Here is an 18,406-nt window from a genome sequence, read left to right as displayed (position 1 = left end):
GGACGCCGAACCGGTCAACCGCATGGCCTTGTGCAAGCCGATTGTTTAGCGAATCCGCTAAACAATCGGCCTATTTGTACCAGGGCCGCGTTATTTGCAGCGGTCGCACGTCGAGCCGCAGGTTCAGGATCGAATAGCCCTCGGTCGTGGCGGACGCGTAGCCGACGCTGTCCGCCAGGCGGCTGAACCTGAACTCGAAGCCCAGCTCCTGGCGCGGCTGTCCCGGCCCTGCGGTGGCGATGCCGATTGCCTCGGTCTGTGCATTGTCGATCAGCTTTTCCATCACCACCAGCACGGCGTTGTGGCCGAGGATATCGGCGGAATACACCGCCTCGCTCATTGCCGGCTTTCGCGGATCGACTTTGCCGTCCACCTTGTCCGCCGACGGCGTGAACTGGCGTGTCTGGAGGTTATAGCGGTCGCCACGATCCAGATAGCTGATGCGTACATTCGAGATGTTGAACTCCCCGGCGGCGCTGTCGCTGGCCGCCTGCGACAGGTCGAGCAGCAACGCGCCCTGATAGCCCAGCACTTCAACCTCCCGCTCCGGGTTGATCACCATCGCCGTATTTTCGTCGATGCCCAGACCGAGCTTGTATCCCTTTTTCAGCATGGCCGGCAGCATGCGGGCAAAGCGACCGCGCGCCAGCAGGTGCTGGTCGACGAAGACGTCGTTGCCGATGAAGCCCAGCCCCGCCGCCAGCTCGCGGCCGTCGTTGACGCCTTGCGCGAGCGTGTCGAACACCGTCCTGGCGTTGTAGTACATGGTGCTGCTCATGATCGCCGCACCGGCGCTGGTGCCGGCGATAACGCCGCCACGCCGGTAGACATCCCAGATCGCCTCCAGCACCGCAGTGCGGCTGCCGTCCGGCCGAACCAGCGCCTGCGTGATCCGTGCCTGGTCGCCGCCTGCGAAGTAGACGCCGCCGGCCGCGCGGATCGTTCCGGCCAGCGCATCGTCCTCGGCGTCGCGGCGATAGTCGCGATCCTTCCACTTTGCCGACAGCGGCACCACAAAGGCGGCCGCGCCATAACGATTCAGGTAGTTGGCCAGATTAGCGCCGGAACGTTCGGGATTGCCGGCGGCGCAAGGCAGGACGGCGATACGTGCGCCCGCCCCACCCGCCAACTGCACCACGCGCTGCCACACCACGGCGTTATCGGCGCGCAGCGCACCACCGACGATGACCAGCGAGCCTTTGGTCGCAACGTCCGCCGCGCCAACCTGCGCGCACCAGACCAGCCCCGCCAACAACAACCCGACCAAACGCTTCATGCCTTGCTTCCCTTCCTGACTTTGCGCTGCTTTGTCTCCGGGCCGTACAGATAGGCCGATATCGCCTCCGTCAGCCGCGCGGCTTTTTCCACATTATCCTTGTTCGACACCATCAGCGACACCGCCAGCGCCTCGATCACCGCCACCGCCGCCGTCGCGCTGCTCGGCAGCACGGCATGGCCGCTGTGCGCGTACAGCACGTGCTCGGACACCTCGACCAGCGGCGAAGCCGGAGCGTCGGTGATCGAGATCACGCAGGCGCCATGGTCGCGCGCGAACTTGGCGAGCCGGATCACGTCCAGCGCATAGCGCGGGAAGGAGATCACCACCAGCAAATCGTTGGGGCCAACCGTCGCCAGATGGCCGGCCGCCACTTCGGTGCCGCCCTGCCCCGCCACCTCCACCACGTGCGGGCAAAACGGCTGCAAATGCAACGACAGCAAGCCCGCGAGATAAGACGACAGTCCGAAACCCAGCACGTACACGGTGCGCGCGCGGCTCAACTTGCGCACCACCTGCTCCATCTCCGCCTGCGACTGCGCATTGCGGGTCGCGCTGATATTGGCCAGCGCGCACTGCATGCTCTGGTCGCACGGCCACACGGCCCCCTCGCGATTCTCGATCATGAGGCGCAGCTTGTCCACCGGCTGCATCTCCGAATGCAGCGTTTCGGCGACCGCGCTGCGCATCGCGCCGTAATTGGCAAAACCGATGTCGCGCGCAAAACGGCTGATGGTCGCGGTGGATACCTGGCAGCCTTCGGCCATCTCGTCTATCTTCAGGGCCGTCACCCGCATCGGATTGCGCAGCACGAAATCGGCGATGCTGCGGTTCGACGCCGAACCCTCGGCCAGGACGCCTGACAGCACATGGCCCAACGGCGACTGCGCGAACGCGACATCCGCCGACGACGACCGTGCCTTGCCCCCTGATCTACTGCTTGTCATCCAGCTCTCCCACATCCGAAAGATCGTAAGCATACTTACATTTTCTGAGATTATGGCATCCTATTTTCAGTCAACTGGAAGTTACAAGGAAATTCGACTACCATAGTAAAAAAATCGACCAGGAGGCTAACCGATGACGCGTACATGGCTGAAGAAGTTGGTCTGCATGCTGGCCGTATTTGCGTCCGGCGGCGCCACCGCCATCGACTTCTACAACAAGGGCAACGAGCCGGGGCGCCCGTTCTCGCTGGCGGTGCGCGCCGGGGATTATGTGTTCCTGTCCGGCCAGCTGGGCACCGGCCCCAATGGCCTGGTCAAAGGCTTCGAAGCGCAGTCCCGCCAGGCGATGGATAACATCGCCACCATCCTCAAGGGCTACAACCTCGGCATGAACGACGTGATCAAGTGCACGATCATGATCGTCGACATGGCCAAGTGGGAGGACTTCAACAAGGTCTACGTCAGCTACTTCAAGCCCGAACGCCTGCCGGCACGCAGCGCTTTCGGCGCCAACGCCCTGGCGCTGGGCGGCGAGGTCGAAGTGGAATGCATGGCCTACTCGCCGCGACGGTGAAGGCAGCGGTAAATGCAGGCCTCCCCGATTTTCTGTTCTACCAGCCTGCTTATGCATTAGAATCGTCGTCTTTGCTCACCACTCAGGGAATCCGATGGCAGATGGGAAGAACGAACTCAAACGCGGCCTCAAGAGCCGGCACATCCAGCTGATCGCATTGGGTGGCGCCATCGGCACCGGCCTGTTCCTAGGCATCGCTCAGACCATCCAGATGGCCGGGCCCTCGGTGCTGCTGGGCTACGGCATGGCCGGGCTGATCGCCTTCTTCATCATGCGCCAGCTGGGCGAGATGGTGGTCGACGAGCCGGTCGCCGGCTCGTTCAGCTATTTCGCCGACAAATATTGCGGCCATCTGGCCGGCTTCATGTCGGGCTGGAACTACTGGGTGCTGTATGTGCTGGTCAGCATGGCCGAGTTGTCGGCGGTGGGCATCTACGTGCAGTACTGGTGGCCAGCGGTGCCGACCTGGATGTCGGCGCTGGCCTTCTTCCTGGTCATCAACGCCATCAGCCTGGCCAACGTCAAAGCCTTCGGCGAGATGGAATTCTGGTTCGCCATCATCAAGGTGGTCGCCATCGTCGGCATGATCGTGTTCGGCGCCTGGCTGCTGATCTCCGGCGCGGCCGGCCCGGAGGCCACCGTGGCCAACCTGTGGCAGCACGGCGGCTTCTTCCCCAACGGCCTGGGCGGCCTGGTGATGGCGATGGCCGTCATCATGTTCTCCTTCGGCGGCCTGGAGCTGATCGGCATCACCGCCGCCGAGGCGGACGATCCATCGCGCACCATCCCCAAGGCCACCAACCAGGCCATCTACCGCATCCTGATTTTCTACATCGGCGCGCTCGGCATCCTGCTGTCGCTCTACCCCTGGCAGAAAGTGGTCACCGGCGGCAGCCCGTTCGTGCTGATCTTCCACGCCCTGAACAGCAACCTGGTGGCGCACGCGCTGAACGCCGTGGTGCTGACGGCGGCGCTGTCCGTGTATAACAGCGGCGTCTACTCCAACACCCGCATGCTGTACGGCCTGGCCAAGCAAGGCAACGCGCCGCAGCTGCTGTTGAAGGTGAGCCAGCGCGGCGTGCCGCTGGCCGCGCTGGGCGTCTCGGCGCTGGCGACCGGCGTCTGCGTGCTGGTGAACTACTTCATGCCCGGCAAGGCCTTCGGTTTCCTGATGGGCCTCGTGGTCTCGGCACTGATCATCAACTGGGGCATGATCAGCTGGATCCACCTGCGCTTCCGCGCGCAGAAAAAAGCTGCGGGCCAAAGTACGGCATTCCGCAGCCTCGGTTACCCGCTGACGAACTATCTGTGCCTGGCCTTCCTGGCCGGGATCCTGGTGGTGATGTACCTGACGCCGGACCTGCAGCTGTCGGTCTACCTGATCCCGGTGTGGCTGGCGGTGCTGGGTGCGGGCTACCTGGCACGCCAACGCCAGAAGGCCGTAGCAGCCTAACGCAGCCGGCCGCGGAACAGCAGGTTGACGAGCGCCAGCAAGACCAGCGCGCCGACGAAGGAGACCGCCAGCGATTCGATGCTGAAGTCTTCCGTGTTGATGGTGCCGGTGCCCAGCATCGGCGCCAGCAACCATCCGCCCAGCAGCGCGCCGACCACGCCCACCACCACGTTCAGCACCAGCCCTTGCTGTGCATCCGTCTTCATCACCAGGCTGGCCAGCCAGCCCAGTATGCCACCTATCACTACCCAGATTATCAGATTCATCGCATCCCCCTTTTCAAAACGCCCGGCCTTTTGGCCGCTGTGATGATTATCCGAAGCCGCCGATGCCGCGGCTATCGGATCGCGCGCCGCACCGGCGTCGGACTACTCCTGCGTCGTGATCGAACAAGGTCAGCTCTGACTGAGCACTACGATGGCCAGCGCCAGCCGCTCCAGCTGGCGCGGCTGGGTGAACAACGCCGGCGTCACACGCACGCAACTGCCGCCCAGCGGACCGTTGCGCGACACGGTGAAAATGCCGTGTTCGTCCATCAGCCGCCTGGCCAGCCGCTGGTTGTCTTCCTTGCTGGTCTTGCCGGCGAAGCGGAACGAGGTGCTGGCGCCGTACATGGCCGGATCGTCCGGGGTCAGTATCTGCAAGCCCTTGACGTGGCGCACGCGCTCCACCCAGTAGCTGCGCAGGTACTTGAGCCGGGCCGACTTGTTGGCGACGCCGATCTGTTCGTGGAAGCGGAACGCCGCCGGCACCGTCATGATGTTGGCCGTGTTGAGGGTGCCGGAATGAACCCGCGAACGGATGTCGGTGACCGCATAATCCTGGTCCGACATGTGGACGCCGATATCCGCCAGCCGCGCCTTGCGGATGTACATAAAACCCACGCCCAGCGGCGCGCCCAGCCACTTGTGCAGATTGAAACCGATGAAGTCCGCCTTCAGGTCGGCCACCATGAAATCGGTCTGCCCCCAGGACTGGGCGGCGTCGGCGATGACGTCGATGCCGCGCTGGCGCGCCATTTGCACCAGCTCCGCCACCGGCAGCGCCAGGCCGGTGCGGTGGCTGATGTGGGTCAGCAGCAGCAATCTCGTGCGCGGATGGCGCTGCATCGCCTGCTCGTAGGCGTCCAGGATGGCCTGGCGGCTGGGCGGCTCCGGGATGCGCACCACGGCGACCTCGGCGCCGCGCCGCAAGGCCAGCTCGTTCATCGCGTATTGCGTGGCGTCGTAATCCAGGTCGGCATACATGATCGTATCGCCGGCCTTGACCTGCTTGTAGTTGGTGATCAGGTTTTGCAGCGACTCCGTGGCGCCGCGTGTGATGGCGATCTCCGACACGTCGGCGCCGACAGCGGCCGCGATCTGCGCCCGTATCGCATCCATGCCCGGTCCGTCGAACTGCTGGCGCAGGAAGCGCGAGCTGTGCGCGTTCAGGTAATCGATGTTGCGCTTGTAGTCTTCCGCCACCGGACGCGCCATCATGCCGAAGTAGCCTTGCTCCAGATTGATGAAGTCCGGCGCCGGATCGTACTGCGCGGCGACCTTGCTCCAGTAGGCTTCGTTCTGCGGCAGCGCCTCGGCGATGAGCGGCAGCTCGGCCAGCGCGGGCGGCGAGATGAGCGATCCGCCGGCGACGCCGGCAGCAACATGAAAGAAACTGCGGCGTGTGAGCATGCGAACTCCTGAAGGCGAATTGGTGCGCCCAATATAGCACCGGGCGGCGAGGCTTAGGCTAGAATCTCCTTTCAACCACAGGAGCGACACTTGACACGCACGACCGCAATGCTGGAACTTGAAAATCAACTGCTGCACCCGGGCGTCAAAGGCCTGCCGGTCACCGCGCCGCTGCGCCAGGGCGACATCGGCTCCCGACACTGGAACGTGCTGCGCGCCGACACCAGCTTCCCGGTCGCGCTGTTGAAGACCTCCGCGCTGGAGCACAACCTGCAATGGATGCGCAGCTTCTGCGAACAATACGGCGTGCAGTTGGCGCCGCACGGCAAAACCACCATGAGCCCTCAGCTGTTCGACGCCCAGCTGGCCAACGGCGCCTGGGGCATGACGCTGGCGACGGCGGCGCAGGTGCAGATCGCCTACCGCTACGGCGTGCGGCGCGTGCTGCTGGCCAACCAGCTGGTGGCGCCGGCCGACATCAAGGCGGTGCTGACGCTGATGGGCGACGATCCTTCATTCGAGTTTTATGCGCTGGTCGATTCCAGCGCCGGCGTTGCGCGCCTGTCGCAAGCGGCGCAACAGCAAGGCATGGAACGGCGCCTGCCGCTGCTGGTGGAGCTGGGCCTGGCCGGCAAGCGCGCCGGCTGCCGCAGCATGGACCAAGCCCTTGCGTTGGCGCGCGAAGTGGCTGACGCGCCGGGCCTTGAACTGGCCGGCATCGAAGGCTACGAAGGCCTGCTGGTCAGCCCGGACCGCGACCAGGACCACCAGGCGGTGCGCAGCTTCGTTACCCAGTTATCCGAATTGCTGCGCCAGGCCGACGCCGAGCAGCTCTTCAAGCGCGGCGAGATCCTGCTGTCGGCCGGCGGCTCAGCCTATTTCGATTTCGTCGCCAGCGGTTTTGCGCAAGTGAAGAAGCTGTCGCGCCCCGTTCTGCCGGTGCTGCGCAGCGGCTGCTACCTGACCAATGACCACGGCTTCTATCACGGCCTGATCGAGCAGCTGAACGCGCGCGAAGGCCTGGCGCCAGGACAGGGGCTGCGACCTGCGCTGGAGGTCTGGAGCATGGTGTTGTCGCGTCCCGAGCCAACGCTGGCGATCCTCGGCATGGGCAAGCGCGATGCATCCTACGACATGGAGCTGCCGCGCGCGCTGGTGTCGCACCGCCCCGGCGCCACGGAGCCTGTCGCGCTGCCGGAGGGATGCGTCATCGAGAAAATGAACGACCAGCACGCGTACCTGCGGCTGCCGGCAGCGCATGCGATCAGCGGCGAACTGGCGGTCGGCGACCTGATAGGCTGCGGCATCTCCCACCCCTGCACCACGTTCGACAAATGGCCGTTGCTGCTGGCCGTGGACGACGACTACAACGTGCGCCGCGCCGTCAACACCTTCTTCTAACCGACCACGGGACGCAGATGCTTCGCGATGGTGGCGAACATCTGCTCCAGGTCGAGCGGCTTGCCGATGAAGTCATCCATGCCGGCGGCGATGCATTGTTCGCGCTCGGACTCCATTACGCCGGCCGTCATCGCAATCACCGGCAGCGTCAAGCCCAGTTCATCGCGGATCGCGCGGGTGGCAGTAAAGCCATCCATGACCGGCATCTGCACATCCATCAGCACCAGGTCGAAGGACGTATCCCCGCGCAGCAGCTGCAGCGCCTTCTCGCCGTGTTCCGCCAATGTCACCTCGGCGCCGGCCTGCTCCAATATCCCTTTCGCCACCTGCTGGTTGATGGGATTGTCCTCCACCAGCAGCATGCGCACGCCGTTCAGCGCCTGGGGGCCGGATACGTCCGGATCTTCGTCGACATCGGCATGGCGATGCGCCAGCGCGGTCTGCACCGCGTCGTACAGGCTGGACGCCGTCACCGGCTTGGTCAGGAACACCGGCGCGCTGATGCCGGCCATATCCTGTACCAGCTTGCTGCGGCCGTAGGCATTGACCATGCAGATCACCGGCGTGCCCGATTCCTCCTGCAGCGCGCGCATGGTGGCCGGGCCATCCACACCCGGCATCTGCCAATCGACCAGCGCCGCGTCGTAGACCCGCCCGTCGCGTATCAGCGCCAGCGCCTCCGGTCCCGATGCCACCACGTCGCAGCTCCAGTTCCAGGCCTCGATGGTCTTGCCGAGGAAAGCGCGGCTGGTCGGGTTATCGTCCACCACCAGCAAATGGCGGCGATAGGCGGCCCTTGGCGGCTCGGCCTCGTCGGCGCGCTGCATCGGCAGCGTGAAGGAGAACGCGCTGCCTGCGCCCTCCGCGCTGCGCACTTCGATGGCGCCGCCCAGCAATTCGATCAGGCCCTTGGAGATGGTCAGTCCCAGCCCGGTGCCGCCGTAGCGGCGCGTGGTCGACAGGTCGGCCTGCGTGAACGGCGAGAACAGCCGCGCCAGTTGTTCATCGCTCATGCCGATGCCGGTATCGCGCACAGTGAACCGCAGCGACAGCGCGGCACCTTCGCCGCCGGCGTGCTCCACCAGCACCGAGACTTCGCCCTGCTCGGTGAACTTGATGGCGTTACCGGTCAGGTTGACCAGGATCTGCTGGAGCCGCAACGCATCGCCGACCAGCACGCGCGGCACGTCCGGCTCCACGCCGAGGCACAGCTCCAGGTTCTTGTCGCCGACGGTGACGCTCATGATGCTGGCCAGCGAATGCAGCACCTCCTCCAGCAGGAAACGCACCGGATGAACCTCGATCTTCCCGGCCTCCATCTTGGAAAAATCGAGGATGTCGTTCAGTATGCCGAGCAGCGTCTGTCCCGAAACCCGTATCATCTCCAGGTAGCGCGCCTGCTCCGGCGACAAGCTGGTGGTGTTGAGCAGATGCGCCATGCCCAGCACCGCGTTCATCGGCGTGCGCAGTTCATGGCTCATGTTCGCCACGAAGACGTCCTTGGCGGCGCTGGCGATCTGCACCTGCTCCATCGCCAGCCGCAGCTCCCGCTCCGCCCGCTTGCGTTCCGTGATATCGCGCACGATGCCGACGAACAGATGCTGGCCATCGATCAGCAGCGCGCGTATCGACAGCTCCAGCGCGAACGTGGCGCCATCCTTGCGCAGGCCTTGCAGTTCGACGTTGTTCTTGCCCACCACCGTGGGTACGCCGCCGGCGAGATAGCGCGCCATGCCGGCATGGTGGGCGCCGCGCAGACTGGCGGGCATCAGGCGCATGATGTTGGTGCCTATCACCTCTTCCGGCGTGTAGCCGAAAATGCCGCAAGCCCCGTGGTTGAAGGCCTCGATGACGCCCTGGGCATTGATGGTGATGATGCCGTCGCCGACATTGTCCATCACGGTGCGGGTGCGCAGCTCCCTGTTGATCGCCTCGCGCTTCGCCGATTGCAGCTGCAAGGTGCGCTCTTCGATCGCGCCTTCCAGGCGATTACGATATTGCTGGAGTTCCGATTCCACCGCCCGCAAAGTCTGGATGGCGTCGTCGGCCTCGCGGAAAACCGGCCGCGCCTGGTCCAGCCGCATGTCGCCATTTTTCCCCAGCGCGCTGGCGGCGTAGGACAGCGCGCTGACCGAATGGTCGATGCGGCGGGCGAAATACCAGGCGCAGGCCAGACCGACGCCAAGCAAGCCGGCCACGGTCAGCACGATCCACTGGATCGAGGCCAGCATCTCCGACAGCACCGTGCTGCGTGGTACGCCTATCGCCACCGCCCATCCGGACAGACGGGAATGGCTGTACATCGAGTACACCTGCATGCCGTCCAATGTGACCGATTCCAGCGTGCCTTCGCCGCCGCTGGCCATCCGGGCCCGCAGGATCGGAGAGCCGGGCTTGCCCACATATTTTTCCGGATCCCTGGAGCGGGCGACAATCACGCCGCGCGAATCGAAGATCCCGGCCACACGCTCACTGGGCAGGTTCTGCTCCCTGAGCACCATGCCCAGGCGCTCCGGCACAAAGCCGACCGACAGGCAGTAAATCACCTTGCCGTTCCTGATCACCGGCACGTGCACCGCGACCAGCGGCCGCTTCAAGGCGCCGCCGACGAAGACGTCGGAGATCACCGTCCGGCCGCTGTCGAACACCTTGGCGATCCGTTGCCGGCTGACGGGATCGGACACGGGCGGGCCGAAAGGACGGGCGGTGTTGAGCAGCTGGACCGAGTCGCGATCGCTCAATACAAAATTAAATCCGGGGAATTCGGGACGCACCGCCTTGCTGGCCAGCGTGTAGAACGCGGCCAGGTCGCCGCTGTCGAGGCTGGGGGAATTGGCCAGCGCCAGCGCCATGATGATGCCGGTGTTGAGGTCGCGGTCGACCGCCTGTATCAAGGCGCGTGCCGTGATCAGCGATTCCTGCTGAATCTGGGTGCGCTCGCGCTCGTAGAAGTGCGACGCCAGCAAGGAGAAGCCCACCACGGCCGGCAAAGCGCAGGCCCACACCAGCGTGTAGATTTGCGCTCGGATCGATGGCAGGGGGCGATGGACTGCTGGCTTCATTCTCGATGGCGGTGGCTCTGACGAGAACGACTCTAGCACAGATGAGCGCGTATCAGCGCCTGTTGGGTGCAGCCGTTTTCACAGGCTGATGCCAAGGCTGAGCACGGCAGCGATATTGCGGGCGGCGCTGCGCACATTCTGCGCCGCCTCGGCCAGCGCCTGCTCGACCGTGCACGGCCGGCTGACCGCGCCGAACACCGCATGAATGCCGTGCCCGTGCACCACCGCCGCGCCCTGCGCCAGGCAGCCGGCAATCGCGATCACCGGCTTGCCGTGCCGCTGGGCCACGCGGGCCACGCCGATCGGCGTCTTGCCCTGGATGGACTGGCTGTCGAGGCGGCCCTCGCCGGTGATGACGAGGTCGGCGTCGGCCACGGCCGCATCCAGGCCCACCGCCGCCGTGACGATCTCGCTGCCCGGACGCAGGCGGCCGCCCAGGAATACCAGCATCGCCGCGCCGATGCCGCCGCCGCCGCCGGCGCCCGGCACGTCGGCCACCTGCTGGCCCAGTTCATGGGCAATGACGTTGGCGTAGTGGCGCAGGTTGGCGTCCAGCTGTTCGACCATCGCCGGGGTGGCGCCCTTTTGCGGGCCGAAGACCTGCGACGCGCCTTGCGGCCCCACCAGCGGGTTGCTGACATCGCAGGCGATGTCGAACACGCAGTCCTTGATGCGCGCGTCCAGCCCGGACAGGTCGATATGGCGCAAGCCGTCCAGCGCGCCGCCGCCGGCTTGCAGGTCGCGGCCGGCCTCGTCCAGCAAACGTCCGCCCAGCGCCTGCACCATGCCGGCGCCGCCGTCGTTGGTGGCGCTGCCGCCCACGCCCAGCACGAAGCGGCGGGCACCGGCGTCGAGCGCGTCGCGGATCAGCTGGCCGGTGCCGTAGCTGCTGGTGCGCAGCGGATCGCGTTGCGCCGCCGGCACCAGCTCCAGGCCGCTGGCGGCAGCCATCTCGATCACGGCCGTCGCGCCGTCGCCCATCAGGCCGTAGAACGCGGCCACCGGCTCGCCCAGCGGGCCGGACACCTGCAATTCCACGCGGCGGCCGCCGCTGGCGTCGATCATCGCCTGCACCGTGCCCTCGCCGCCGTCGGCCACCGGCAGCTTGACGTAGTGGGCGTCGGGGAAGAACTCGCGGAAGCCGGCCTCGATTTCGTTGGCGACCGCCATCGCGGTCAGGCTCTCTTTAAACGAATCGGGCGCAATCACTATTTTCATTCAGGGACTCTATCAACGGTTGACCAGTTTGGCGGGTACGCGCAGCACCAGTATCGCACCAAGCAGCAGCACGCTGGACAAAATATACAGCGCCGTGTCGGTGCTCTGGGTGGCGTCCTTGATCCAGCCGACCAGGAAGGGGCTGACGAAGCCGGCGATCTGGCCCAGCGAGTTGATCAGCGCCAGGCCGCCGGCCGCCGCCGCGCTGCCCAGGAAGGCCGACGGCAGCGACCAGAACATCGCCAGCGCGGCCAGCGCGCCCATGGTGGCCATGCTCAGGCCGACCATCACGATCAGCGCATTGCTGGAGAAGTTGGCCGCCATCATCAGACCGGTCAGGCCCATCAGCATCGGCAACGAGACGTGCCAGCGGCGTTCGCGGCGCTGGTCCGCCGAACGGCCGGCCCACACCATGAACAGGGCCGCGCACAGGTAGGGAATCGCGCTCAGCCAGCCCACCGTGGCCGGGCCCTGGTAGCCCAGCGACTTGATGATGGACGGCAGCCAGAAGTTGATCGCATACACACCCATCTGGATGCAGAAGTAGATCACTCCCAGCATCCAGACACTGCCATTGCGCAGCACGGCCGAGAAGGTCTGGCCCACATCGCTGCTGGCCTGGCGCTGTTGCTCATCGCCCGCCAGCGCGGTTTGCATCGCGGCTTTTTCCTCGACAGTCAGCCACTTGGCGTGGGCGATGCCGTCGTTGAGGTAGAAGTACACGGCCACGCCGAGTATCACGGTCGGCAAGCCTTGCAGCAGGAACAGCCACTGCCAGCCCGCCATGCCGCCCTGCCCGGCAGAAAAATGCTGCAACATCCAGCCCGACAACGGGCCGCCGACCAGGCCGGAAATCGGTATCGCCGACATGAACAGCGCCATCACCTGGCCGCGCTTCTGGGCGGGGAACCAGTGGGTGAAGTACAGCACCATGCCGGGGAAGAAGCCGGCCTCGGACACGCCGGTGAAGAAACGCAGCACGTAGAACGAGGCCGGGTTGTGCACGAACAGCATGCTGGCCGACAAGGCGCCCCAGGCCACCATCATCGTCGCGATCCAGCGCCGGGCGCCGATCTTGTGGAGGATCAGGTTGCTCGGCACGCCGCTCAGCACATAGCCGACGAAGAAGATGCCCGCGCCCAGTCCGTACACGGTATTGCTCAAATGGAGGGCGTCCAGCATCTCCAGCTTGGCGAAGCCGACGTTGACGCGGTCCAGGTAGTTGAAGAAGTAGCAGATGAAGATAAACGGTATCAGGTGCCAGCTGGCCTTTTTGTAAGCGCCGTCCAGGACGGACGCCGCCGGCCACGGCGTGGCGGTGGTGGTCGTGTTCATATTGTCTCCTTGGTTTTTATAGGTGGTCTGTGCAGACGATTATCTGGAATCGACGTTGAAAAAACATCGGCCATATGCACCATATTTCCGGCGCCATTGCGGTTTTTATTGGGCGTTTGCACAACAAACACCACCAAACCACCGAAATTTATGCGAATTCCTTGTTCTTTGGCACAATGTAGAACCAGGAGAAACGCCCATGTACATACTCAGCACCGAGCTGGCCCAGGACATCGTCGGCCGGACCATGAAAATCATCCCCTACAACGTCAATGTAATGGACGCCAACGGCACCATCCTGGCCAGCGGCAATCCCACCCGCATCGGCGAGCTGCATGCGGGCGCCATGCTGGCCCTGGCCAAGCGGTTGACGGTGGAGATCGACAGCGCCAGCGCCCGCAATATGCACGGCGCCCAACCCGGCATCAACCTGCCGCTGACGGTCAATGGCCAGGTCTGCGGCGCGGTCGGCCTGAGCGGTGCGCCGGACCAGGTGCGCCAGTTCGGCGAACTGGTGCGGCTGACGGCGGAGATGATCCTCGAGCAGGCCCACCTGGCCGGCGAGTTGCAGCGCGACTCGCGCTACCGCGAAGCCTTTGTGCTCAACCTGATCCGTTATGAAGCGGCGCGCGAGGCCGACCTGGCCGCGTGGGCGCGCCGGCTGGGCGTCAATTTCGAGCGCAACCACCTGGTGTTCCTGCTGGAGCTGGACGACAAGGCCATCGGCACCGATCAGGCGCTCAGCGAACTCCAGCGGCTGCAACTGCGCATGCTGGCCCGGCAGCCGTCCGCGCTGACGGCCTCCGCCGGCGCGCACCAGCTGGTGCTGCTCGACTTCTACGACGTCCCGCCCGCCCCCGACGCCCATTGGCCGCAGCGCCAGCTGCAAGCGCTGGCCGCCATGCTGCGCGAGGAATGCCAGCAGCCGCACACGCTGACGATGGGCATCGCCCAGTCCGGCATGGCCGGGGTGGCGATTTCCTACCAGAGCGCGCAGGCCGCCGCCCGCATAGGCCGCGCCCGCCATCCGCGTCGTACGCGCTTCAGCTACTACGAGCAGACCTTGCCGGTGCTGCTGTCGGGCCTGGATTCCGGCTGGGAGGCGGCCCAGCTGCGCCTGCCCATCGCGCGGCTGAAGGCGCAGGACAAAAGCAAAGAGTTGCTGCAACGCACGCTCAATGTGTGGTTTGAACACGACGGCCACCCGGCCGCCACGGCGCTGGCCCTGCACGTCCACCGCAACACACTGGATTACCGGCTGCGCCGCATCGGCGAGATCACCGGCCTGGACCTGGCCAGGCTGGAGGACCGCTTGCTGTTATATATCTCGTCGTTATTAACCACATAACTCTCTCGGCATAGCCAGAAACTTACTGTAATATGTGCCGTCGCCCGAGCGCCCACAAGGCACACATTCGGGCACGGAGATAACCAAAATAAAACTGGAGCCATTTTGAGCCTTTTTCGCACTAAGAACCTGGACGATATGATCGCCAACAGCCGCAAACCCGGCGGCCTGGCGAAGGTACTCGGCCCCTTCGACCTGATACTCATGGGCATCGGCGCCATTGTCGGCACCGGTATTTTCGTACTGACGGGCACGGGCGCGGTAACGGCCGGCCCGGCGCTGACCATGTCCTTCGTGGTCGCCGCGATCGCCTGCGGCTTCGCCGCCCTCTGCTACGCCGAATTCGCCTCCACCGTGCCGGTGGCCGGCTCCATCTACACCTACACCTACGCCACCCTGGGCGAACTGGCCGCCTGGATGATAGGCTGGGACTTGCTGCTGGAATACGGCCTGGCCACCTCGGCCGTGTCGGTCGGCTGGTCCGGCTACTTCCAATCGCTGATCTCCGGCTTCGGCATCAACCTGCCGGTGGAGCTCACGGCCGCGCCCGGCGCGCTGCCCGGCGTGCATACGCTGATCAACCTGCCTGCGCTGTGCATCATGCTGGTCCTGACCGCGATGCTGAGCTGGGGCGTGCGCGAATCGGCCCGCCTGAACAACATCATGGTGGCCATCAAGGTCGGCGTGGTGCTGCTGTTCATCGTCGTCGGCGCGCGCCACGTCGAGCCCGCCAACTGGAAACCGTTTATGCCGTTTGGCTACAACGGCATGCTGAGCGCCGCCGCGCTGGTGTTCTTCGCCTTCATCGGTTTCGACGCGGTGACCTCGGCTGCCGAGGAAGTCAAGCGTCCCGAACGCGACCTGCCGATCGGCATCATCGGCTCGCTGGCAGCCTGTACCGTGCTGTATGTGGTGGTCTCGGCCATCATGACCGGCATCGTGCCCTACCAGCAGTACCTGGGCATCGACCATCCGGTGTCGCTGGCGCTGAAACATGCCGGTGAAAACTGGTTCGCCGGCTTCGTCGACCTGGGCGCGATCCTGGGCATGACCACCGTGATCCTGGTGATGGCCTATGGCCAGACCCGCATCATCTTCGCCATGTCGCGCGACGGCCTGTTGCCGAAGCGCCTGTCGACCGTGCATCCGCGCTTCCACACGCCGTTCTTCGCCACCTGGCTGGTCGGCATCGTGTTCGGCCTGATCGCCGCCGTGGTGCCGCTGAACGTGCTGACCGAACTGATCAACATCGGCACGCTGGCCGCCTTCAGCCTGGTGTCGATCGCCGTGGTCATCATGCGCAAGAAGCGTCCCGACCTCAAGCGCGCCTTCCGTTGCCCAGGCGTGCCGGTGATCCCGGCGCTGGCCGTGATCTTCTGCGTTGTGCTGATGACCTACCTGAGCTGGTTCACCTGGGTCGCTTTCGCGATCTGGCTGGTGGTCGGCCTGGTCATCTACTTCGGCTATGCGCGCAAGCGTTCGGCGCTGAACCCGGCTTGATGCCAGGCGCCGGCCCCTGAGCAAACGGGGCCGGCCTGCGCGCTCAGGGCGAGTAGCTCGATATCAGGCTGTCGGCGATATCCTTGATGCACTTGCCCAGCGCATGCTCGCGTGCATTGGCCTGGCTGAATCCATACACATAGCGCTTCATGCCCACCATACGTCCCAGCGCGCCGCTCTTGTCCCGTTGCGACAATATGCGCGCGTGCATTTCCGCGATTTCAGGCCGATACCACTGATAGCGCTCCTGCAGATAAAAAAAGTCCACTGAAGGCTGTGACCAGGATTGCAGGGCCGTCAACTGGATTTTGATTTGCTGCGCTTGGACTATCCTGTCCAATGCCAGCGGCACCGTCGGGTCGGCGGCCGCCAGGCTGAATTTGATTTCGCTTTCATCTATTTCAGTGGGATGCCTGAGCTTTTCATCCAGGGGATTCTTGCTGCTTTTTACCGACGAGTTACATTGGTAGCAGCTGGGAACCAGGTTATGCAGGCTGACGCCCAGGTAGGGATAACGCGAACGCGGATAGAAATGATCCAGCGGCGGACGCATATCCTTGGACTGGTAAAAATGAAAATTCAGGTGCGAGGCGTGACAGTAAGGGCATATCCTCAGCCTGTGCGCCGCCACCAGCGCGTAAGCATTCCAGCCCGGCGGCAGCCAGTCGCAGAACCCCTTGTAGTCGAAAACCCATTTCATGCCCTCCGCCAGATCGCTTTCCTGCGCCGAGCGGGATTGCCCCGGCCTGGCCAACGCCCGGTCCAGTTCCGGGAACTCTTTGCCGAACTCCAGGATAATGTGCCTCAAACGGTCGGGTTTCGCGCGCAGTAGGTCCTTGACGTTGGCCCGCAGATAATCCAGCAGCCGGTCCAGGAACGGCGTGTTGAAGGAATTTGACCGCCGCAGTTTTTTTGTCTTGATCGTGCCGAGACGCGCCAGCACATGCGGTTCCAGCGTAGCGACGTGCGTCTGCACCACGTCGCCGCCGAGATCGTTAATTTTGATCATACCCCGCCGCGCTCCATCGCTTCGGCAACCTGCCCCTCAAGAAATTCCCTGACGGGCACATCGGCAAGCGCCGCCGTCAGCGCCAGCACTTCCTGATAATCTGCAGGGCGAGGCTCGCGTATAAAGTCTTCAATACGCTTGAATTCCGCCTCGGAGTGCTCGCCATGAAATACCTCGACCTGATAAATATCGGCCAGCGTGCTGCGCGGCCCCAGTCCGAATCCGTTGACCTGCCGGCCGGTCAACACATTGACCAGGGCATGGGGCGGCGCATCGGCCGCGACGATAAGCGAATGCGTCGCCAGCAGCAGGTACAGGCGCCCTTTCAGCTTGGGCAGCAGCCGTACAAACTCCAGCAGCCTGGCGATGTACGCGCGTTGCCAGCGCGGATGCAGGAACATCTCCCCCTCGTCCAGCAGCAGCAGCACCGGATGGCGGCCGCCGATCCGGCTGATCCGCTCCAATCCGCCGTGCAGCGACGAAAACAGCATCGCATAAGCCGTCTCGCCCGAGCTCAGGCCGGACATCGAAAACTCCAGCAACCCCAGGTCGGTACACTGCCGCAGGCTCTCGTTGCGTCCGCCAAGCTGCTGGTCTATCAGTTCCTGCAGTGCCGCCGGCGTGAATTGCCGCGCGAGCTTCTTGGCAAATTCGGGCTCAGACAACAGCTGCAGCAGTTCCATGACGCGCTCCATCTGATCCCGCCCCATGCAGCTGTCACAGGCGCGGATGATGTCCTTCCACAGGGCATACAGATCGGCGCGCGGATTGCTGGATTTCGGGAACTGATCCAGCAAGCGGGTGAATCGGACCGGGAACGGCCGCTGTTCCCGCTCATGGACTGCGGCAAATAAACTCAGCCAGCAGCGCAGCTGCATTTGCTCGTGCTCGGGCAATTCCCCGGCGGCCGCGGCCAGCGCGCGCCGGACCAGCGGCACGTGCGGGCTGCGGTTGTTGCCCATCTGGTTGGATATGGCGATGAGCGTGTTCGACACGCTTCTCACCAACAGTCGGACGCGGATGCTGGCGCGATCGACAAACGGCATCCCCAGCTGGCCACGGATTTTCAACAAGGACAGGCCGTCGAAAGTATTCCTCTCGCCATAGGCCGGCGATACATCGCGCGCCAGCCGGTTACGCCAGAGTCTGCCGCGGCGATCGGCGTCGAAGGGCGAGGTGGTGTAGAACACCGATACGCAGCGCATGCTCTCATCGGCCTCCGTGGCAATCGTCCGCCCGCAAGATACCTCATACTCCTGCAGCGCCTTGCCGCGACGCAGGAACAACTGACCGTCGCGCTCATATAGGCCGCCTGCGGTTTTAGCCTTCCTGTTGTCGCCGAACACATTGGCGGCATCGATCATCGCGCCGGTCTTGCCCGCGCCATTCTCTCCATACAACACCGCCATGCCCGCCACGCCAGCGTTCCTGACGCTGTCCGTCACATAGCGCACTTCGTTGGGCGTGATGGTCAGCGCCTTCGCCGATGGGAATGTCACGATAAAAGCATTGGTCAGGTTGATGACCAGCGGCGGCCGATCCTTCATCTCGATAAACAGACAATGTACGACTTCGGTCATCAACGCTCCCATTGGCAAATGATTATTGTT

14 protein-coding genes are annotated in these 18,406 nt (G+C 64.4%); 5 read left to right on the top strand and 9 right to left on the bottom strand.

The features are described from left to right. Window positions 1-70: 70 nt before the first annotated feature. Entirely contained in the window at window positions 71-1,276 is a 1,206-nt protein-coding gene (locus ACEN9O_RS23090) for a cyanophycinase (protein ID WP_495614140.1), read from the bottom strand. Then, window positions 1,273-2,223, bottom strand: a complete 951-nt coding sequence (locus ACEN9O_RS23085) for a MurR/RpiR family transcriptional regulator (protein WP_495614139.1) — start codon at window positions 2,221-2,223, stop codon at window positions 1,273-1,275. The genes ACEN9O_RS23090 and ACEN9O_RS23085 overlap by 4 nt, the downstream gene beginning before the upstream one ends. A 133-nt stretch (window positions 2,224-2,356) precedes the next feature. Between ACEN9O_RS23085 and ACEN9O_RS23080 the strand changes: the two genes are divergently transcribed. Continuing rightward, on the top strand, window positions 2,357-2,797 hold the full coding sequence (locus ACEN9O_RS23080) for a RidA family protein (RefSeq protein WP_495614138.1): 441 nt from the start codon (window positions 2,357-2,359) through the stop codon (window positions 2,795-2,797). Between the two features lie 94 nt (window positions 2,798-2,891). After that, window positions 2,892-4,250, top strand: coding sequence for an amino acid permease (locus ACEN9O_RS23075; protein ID WP_495614137.1), 1,359 nt, complete (start codon window positions 2,892-2,894; stop codon window positions 4,248-4,250). Here ACEN9O_RS23075 and ACEN9O_RS23070 read toward each other — a convergent pair. Next, on the bottom strand, window positions 4,247-4,516 hold the full coding sequence (locus ACEN9O_RS23070; protein WP_495614136.1) for a GlsB/YeaQ/YmgE family stress response membrane protein: 270 nt from the start codon (window positions 4,514-4,516) through the stop codon (window positions 4,247-4,249). The two genes, ACEN9O_RS23075 and ACEN9O_RS23070, sit on opposite strands and share 4 nt — an antisense overlap. Before the next feature lie 129 nt (window positions 4,517-4,645). Further along, window positions 4,646-5,923 carry an aminotransferase class V-fold PLP-dependent enzyme gene (locus ACEN9O_RS23065; protein WP_495614135.1) on the bottom strand — a complete coding sequence of 426 codons (1,278 nt, stop codon included), beginning with the start codon at window positions 5,921-5,923 and terminating at the stop codon, window positions 4,646-4,648. Between the two features lie 90 nt (window positions 5,924-6,013). On the opposite strand from ACEN9O_RS23065, the gene ACEN9O_RS23060 reads away from it, so the two are divergent. Next, window positions 6,014-7,324, top strand: coding sequence for an amino acid deaminase (locus ACEN9O_RS23060; protein WP_495614134.1), 1,311 nt, complete (start codon window positions 6,014-6,016; stop codon window positions 7,322-7,324). Here ACEN9O_RS23060 and ACEN9O_RS23055 read toward each other — a convergent pair. The 3 genes from ACEN9O_RS23055 to ACEN9O_RS23045 form a co-directional block, all read right to left on the bottom strand. Next, window positions 7,321-10,386 carry a response regulator gene (locus ACEN9O_RS23055; RefSeq protein WP_495614133.1) on the bottom strand — a complete coding sequence of 1,022 codons (3,066 nt, stop codon included), beginning with the start codon at window positions 10,384-10,386 and terminating at the stop codon, window positions 7,321-7,323. The genes ACEN9O_RS23060 and ACEN9O_RS23055 overlap by 4 nt on opposite strands. 78 nt (window positions 10,387-10,464) lie before the next feature. Then, window positions 10,465-11,604 (bottom strand): glycerate kinase, encoded by a 1,140-nt coding sequence (locus ACEN9O_RS23050; RefSeq protein WP_495614132.1) that lies wholly within the window; start codon window positions 11,602-11,604, stop codon window positions 10,465-10,467. A gap of 12 nt (window positions 11,605-11,616) precedes the next feature. Further along, the gene (locus ACEN9O_RS23045) at window positions 11,617-12,939 is read right to left on the bottom strand and encodes an MFS transporter (protein ID WP_495614131.1); all 1,323 of its coding nucleotides are present in this window, start codon (window positions 12,937-12,939) and stop codon (window positions 11,617-11,619) included. Window positions 12,940-13,138: 199 nt separating this feature from the next. Between ACEN9O_RS23045 and ACEN9O_RS23040 the strand changes: the two genes are divergently transcribed. Together ACEN9O_RS23040 and bcaP are read left to right on the top strand one after the other, a co-directional pair. After that, window positions 13,139-14,287: a sugar diacid recognition domain-containing protein gene (locus ACEN9O_RS23040; protein ID WP_495614130.1), complete on the top strand. Its 1,149-nt coding sequence runs from the start codon at window positions 13,139-13,141 to the stop codon at window positions 14,285-14,287. Window positions 14,288-14,392: 105 nt separating this feature from the next. Then, window positions 14,393-15,787: a branched-chain amino acid transporter BcaP gene (gene bcaP / locus ACEN9O_RS23035; RefSeq protein ID WP_495614129.1), complete on the top strand. Its 1,395-nt coding sequence runs from the start codon at window positions 14,393-14,395 to the stop codon at window positions 15,785-15,787. Window positions 15,788-15,830: 43 nt separating this feature from the next. Here bcaP and ACEN9O_RS23030 read toward each other — a convergent pair whose 3' ends face one another. Together ACEN9O_RS23030 and ACEN9O_RS23025 are read right to left on the bottom strand one after the other, a co-directional pair. Then, the gene (locus ACEN9O_RS23030) at window positions 15,831-16,796 is read right to left on the bottom strand and encodes a hypothetical protein (protein WP_495614128.1); all 966 of its coding nucleotides are present in this window, start codon (window positions 16,794-16,796) and stop codon (window positions 15,831-15,833) included. After that, window positions 16,793-18,376 carry an AAA family ATPase gene (locus ACEN9O_RS23025; protein WP_495614127.1) on the bottom strand — a complete coding sequence of 528 codons (1,584 nt, stop codon included), beginning with the start codon at window positions 18,374-18,376 and terminating at the stop codon, window positions 16,793-16,795. Before ACEN9O_RS23025 ends, ACEN9O_RS23030 begins: the two co-directional genes overlap by 4 nt. Between the last annotated feature and the right edge of the window lie 30 nt (window positions 18,377-18,406).

Source organism: Duganella sp. Dugasp78 (genome assembly GCF_059491455.1).
Note: the sequence above shows the minus strand (reverse complement) of the source record. Positions and strands in the feature narration are given on the sequence as shown.

Bases quoted from the DNA above. Each gene is read 5' to 3' on its own strand.
- ACEN9O_RS23090 (WP_495614140.1), bottom strand. From the start codon at position 1,276: ATGAAGCGTTTGGTCGGGTTGTTGTTGGCGGGGCTGGTCTGGTGCGCG.
- ACEN9O_RS23085 (WP_495614139.1), bottom strand. From the start codon at position 2,223: ATGACAAGCAGTAGATCAGGGGGCAAGGCACGGTCGTCGTCGGCGGAT.
- ACEN9O_RS23080 (WP_495614138.1), top strand. From the start codon at position 2,357: ATGACGCGTACATGGCTGAAGAAGTTGGTCTGCATGCTGGCCGTATTT.
- ACEN9O_RS23075 (WP_495614137.1), top strand. From the start codon at position 2,892: ATGGCAGATGGGAAGAACGAACTCAAACGCGGCCTCAAGAGCCGGCAC.
- ACEN9O_RS23070 (WP_495614136.1), bottom strand. From the start codon at position 4,516: ATGAATCTGATAATCTGGGTAGTGATAGGTGGCATACTGGGCTGGCTG.
- ACEN9O_RS23065 (WP_495614135.1), bottom strand. From the start codon at position 5,923: ATGCTCACACGCCGCAGTTTCTTTCATGTTGCTGCCGGCGTCGCCGGC.
- ACEN9O_RS23055 (WP_495614133.1), bottom strand. From the start codon at position 10,386: ATGAAGCCAGCAGTCCATCGCCCCCTGCCATCGATCCGAGCGCAAATC.
- ACEN9O_RS23050 (WP_495614132.1), bottom strand. From the start codon at position 11,604: ATGAAAATAGTGATTGCGCCCGATTCGTTTAAAGAGAGCCTGACCGCG.
- ACEN9O_RS23045 (WP_495614131.1), bottom strand. From the start codon at position 12,939: ATGAACACGACCACCACCGCCACGCCGTGGCCGGCGGCGTCCGTCCTG.
- ACEN9O_RS23040 (WP_495614130.1), top strand. From the start codon at position 13,139: ATGTACATACTCAGCACCGAGCTGGCCCAGGACATCGTCGGCCGGACC.
- ACEN9O_RS23030 (WP_495614128.1), bottom strand. From the start codon at position 16,796: ATGATCAAAATTAACGATCTCGGCGGCGACGTGGTGCAGACGCACGTC.
- ACEN9O_RS23025 (WP_495614127.1), bottom strand. From the start codon at position 18,376: ATGACCGAAGTCGTACATTGTCTGTTTATCGAGATGAAGGATCGGCCG.